Genomic DNA, 3662 nt, shown 5'->3' with positions numbered 1-3662 from the left:
TTCTCGCCGAAGGCGGTGATGACCTCCGCATGCTGCCCTTGTCGATGCGGAAGGTGAACTTGGAGCGCCTTCTGCGCGGGCGCGACGGGGGCTTCAAACATGGCCTGGCCTTGATCACGGGTCATTGTCGCGCGGCAGGTCCCGGCGCGAGGGCACCCCCGTGTCTACGGCATTCGAATTTCAGTTTCGGTAGCAGGACATGAGGTGTTTGCAGGCCGGCATTAGCCTGCGGTTTACCATCGAGCTGCGGTCAGCGCGGGGCGAGCAGCCGGTCGTACTGGGCCTTCACGGTGGCGTAGCATTCGCACGCCGTCTGGCGCAGGCCGTCGAGGTTGACGATCTGGATGTGCCCGCGGCTGTAATGGATGAAATCGGCCTGCTGCAATGTATTGGCGACCAGCGACACGCTGTTGCGCCGCGCCCCGATCATCTGTGCCATGGCCTCCTGGGTCAGCAGCAGCCGGTAGTCACCCGAGAGGTCATGAGTGTGCAACAGGCAGCGTGACAGCCGTGCCTCCACCGGATGGGCGGCGTTGCAGCCCGCGGTCTGCTGGACCTGAGCGTAAACCGCCAGTCCGTGGCGCGTCAGCAACGTGCGCAGAGTGCTGCTTTGGTCGGCGGCGATCCGCAGCCGGTCGAGATCCATGATCGACGCAAGGCCCGGCACCAGCACGACGGCGGTGTTCAACGCGCACGCATCGCCCATGGTCGAGAGCGTCCCGAGCAAGCTGTCGCGGCCGATCATGGCGACCTGCACATGCTCGCCCTTGGCGAGTTTAACCACCAGCGAGATGACGCCGCGGTGAGGAAAATAAGCGCGCTTGAGCGTCTCGCCGGTCTCGACCAGGACGTAGTCATGGGGCAGGTCAACTGTTCGCAGGTGCGGGCGGATCAATTCATAATCGTCCGCCGGCAGTGCGGACAGGAAACCGTTGGATGGGCGCACCATCGTTTCCAAAGCGGCCTCCCCTCTCCTGCACCAGCGGGTCGCGGCAGGTGAAACCCCTTCCTGGGCGAGCAAGTTCCATCATCTTCCCGTCGGGATATATTGGCAATTGGGACAAGATGTCCGCCGGTGGCACATCGGGCGATCGTCCCTGCGGCATCTGTGCACGTCGGCGTGCAGTCGGGCGCGTGGAGTTTCTCGTCACCGCGAGGGTCCCATCAGGCGCATGTGGTGGGCCTTCACCGCCGAATGGCAGCCGCAGGAGGTCGCTTCCAGCGCCCGCAAGTCGAGGATTTCGATCTGGCCGCGTGCGTAGTGAATGATGCCGGCACGCTGAAGCGCATGTGCGACGAGCGAAATAGCGTTGCGCCGTACGCCCATCATCTGCGCCAGCGCTTCCTGCGTCAGCGGGAGAATCCCGCTGTCGGACAGGTCGCGGGCACGCAACAACCAGCGCGCCAGCCGCGCCTCGACGGGATGCAGCGTATTGCAGAGCAGGGACTGCTGAGCATGTGCGAGCAGGGCCTGCTCATGGCGGACCATCAGGCTGCGAAACGGCGCGCTTGCGGCTGCGACTGCCCGGAAAGCCGCGATTTCAAGCACACAAGCCCTGCCGGGAAACAGCACGACAGCGTCTGCCGGCATGATGCCATCGGCCAGCGCTGCGCCGCCGCCCACGACGCTGTCACGGCCCAGCATCGCCACCTCGATCATCTGTCCGTCGGACAGGCCGACCGTGATCGAAACGGAGCCGCTGTGTGGAAAGTAGACATATTTCAGCGCGGTGCCCGCCTCGCCCAAGACAGTTCCCCTGACCATTTCCACTGTCGCGAGATGAGGGCTCAGCAGATCGAAACCTGCCGCATCGAGCATTTGCAGCAACTGATTGGGCGGGTGGCCGCTCGCGGTCATGCAGGTCAATCTGGCGCGTTCGATATTCCGATTGGTGTCGCGCCCGTTCGTCATCCAGTTGCGTGGTGGGGAAATATATTGTAATGGTTGTGGTGATGTCCATATGCCCATTAGAGGGCAGACAGCCTGGGGCATTTGCGGCGGAAATAAGGGTGACGCGCTGATTCGCTTTGCGAGCCTGCGCGTCCGTCCTGCAAGGAGCGCAGGAAAAAGCGGCAAGGGGGCTTTCATGAGCCGGAAGCATTTGCATCCGGGCTGCGATCGGGCGCCGGTCGACCCGCGCATCCTCCTACATCGGACGAGTGCCTACGGACATCCGACGCCGCTACCGATCATGGCGCCACCCATCGTCTTCGTTTTCCCGGCGCCGCCAACGACATTAGCAACCATCCATTTCTCGATCGAAACCGGAGGAGACAGGCGTGCGCCACGGCTCCATGATTGAATTGCCGAAACGGGACGCTCAAATGGGACGAGACGGCCTGCGCCATATTCTCGTTGTCGACGACGACCCGATGGTGTGCATGGCCATCGAGATCTATCTCCAGCGCAACAATTTTCGGGTCACGATCGCCGAGGGAGGTGAAGCCGGACTGCGGGCCCTCGAACACGAACAGTTCGATCTGATGATCATCGACATTTTCATGCCGCATATGCGCGGGTTCGAGTCGATCCGGATCTTCCACGAGCGGGCGCCTGTCATTCCGCTGATCGCGATGTCGGGCTACGCTTTCGCCAATCTGAATTCGCCCGCACCCGATTTCCTCCGGATGGCGCTGGAGCTCGGGGCCGCACGCTGCCTGCGCAAGCCGTTCACGCCGCACGCGCTGCTCGCCGCCATCAATGATTGCCTGGCGGAGCACCGCGACATTGCGTCGGCCGCGCGACTGGGTTAGCGCCGCGCGCGCCGCAGCGGTCACGGGGTAACGGTTCGTTTACCGAAAGCGCGAACTTTGCCGGTCTCGGCGAGCGCGAAATGACGGCGGCGAGGGCGCCCTCGATCGCGGACCGCTTCGTTCAATCCCGCGCAGGCCGTGCCTATCGTCCTTCACGAGCAGGACTTTCTCGTGCGCCCCGCCGCGCCGCTATCGGCGCGTTTACCTCACGCGTCTCGCCGCCGCGGCGCCATGACGGTTTTGCGGAAAAGCGCCCTCGCGTGCAGCCGAAGGGCAAACTTCTCTTCAATATCCGTATTAGCACGGAGGATGAAATTAACGGGACCGTGAAAGGGGATGTCTAACCATCGAAAGAGGGCTTCCGTCGCTTCCAAGCGCGGCCCAGGCGTCGAAGTCCAGCTCAGTAAGGCGTAGCTCATGGATGATCTGTTGCGGGAGTTTCTGACGGAGACCAGCGAGAGCCTGGACACCGTGGACAATCAGCTGGTGAAGTTCGAGCAGGAGCCGAACAACGCCAAGATCCTGGATAACATCTTCCGCCTGGTCCACACCATCAAGGGTACTTGCGGCTTCCTCGGCCTGCCGCGGCTGGAAGCGCTGGCGCATGCCGGCGAGACGCTGATGGGCAAATTCCGCGACGGCATGCCGGTGACGGGGCAGGCGGTGACGGTGATCCTGTCCTCGATCGACCGCATCAAGGAAATCCTCGCAGGTCTCGAAGCGACCGAAGCCGAGCCGGAGGGTACCGACCGCGATCTCATCGACAAGCTGGAAGCGATGGTCGAGCAGGGCATGGTCGCCATGGCGGCCGGTAGCGCTGCTCCCGTCGCTGACGCCCCGCCGCTGGTGCCGGAAGCACCTGTAGCTGCCGCGCCTGCGCCGGCAAAAGACATGACCACGGGCTCGCT

Annotated in this window: 4 protein-coding genes; 2 read left to right on the top strand and 2 right to left on the bottom strand. The window is 63.4% G+C overall.

Annotated elements, in window-relative coordinates; all coding sequences use genetic code 11:
- Positions 1-250: 250 nt before the first annotated feature.
- Both MOV75_RS30840 and MOV75_RS30835 read right to left on the bottom strand, forming a co-directional pair.
- Complete coding sequence (locus MOV75_RS30840) at positions 251-949, bottom strand: Crp/Fnr family transcriptional regulator (RefSeq protein WP_246928482.1); 699 nt, start codon at positions 947-949, stop codon at positions 251-253.
- A gap of 198 nt (positions 950-1147) precedes the next feature.
- Positions 1148-1858, bottom strand: a complete 711-nt coding sequence (locus MOV75_RS30835; RefSeq protein WP_246928484.1) for a Crp/Fnr family transcriptional regulator — start codon at positions 1856-1858, stop codon at positions 1148-1150.
- 467 nt (positions 1859-2325) lie between these two features.
- Between MOV75_RS30835 and MOV75_RS30830 the strand changes: the two genes are divergently transcribed.
- A complete protein-coding gene (locus MOV75_RS30830; RefSeq protein WP_246928473.1) occupies positions 2326-2754 on the top strand; it encodes a response regulator in 429 nt (142 codons plus the stop codon).
- A 417-nt stretch (positions 2755-3171) separates the two neighbouring features.
- Positions 3172-3662: Hpt domain-containing protein (locus tag MOV75_RS30825; RefSeq protein ID WP_247007203.1), on the top strand; the 491-nt coding region annotated here is incomplete at its 3' end.

Source organism: Bradyrhizobium sp. PRIMUS42, from assembly GCF_023006515.1.
Classification (GTDB): domain Bacteria; phylum Pseudomonadota; class Alphaproteobacteria; order Rhizobiales; family Xanthobacteraceae; genus Bradyrhizobium.
This window is presented reverse-complemented; position numbering and strand designations above follow the sequence as displayed.

Coding starts and splice junctions, on each gene's coding strand:
- MOV75_RS30830 (WP_246928473.1), top strand. CDS start 2,326: ATGGGACGAGACGGCCTGCGCCATATTCTCGTTGTCGACGACGACCCG.
- MOV75_RS30835 (WP_246928484.1), bottom strand. CDS start 1,858: ATGACCGCGAGCGGCCACCCGCCCAATCAGTTGCTGCAAATGCTCGAT.
- MOV75_RS30840 (WP_246928482.1), bottom strand. CDS start 949: ATGGTGCGCCCATCCAACGGTTTCCTGTCCGCACTGCCGGCGGACGAT.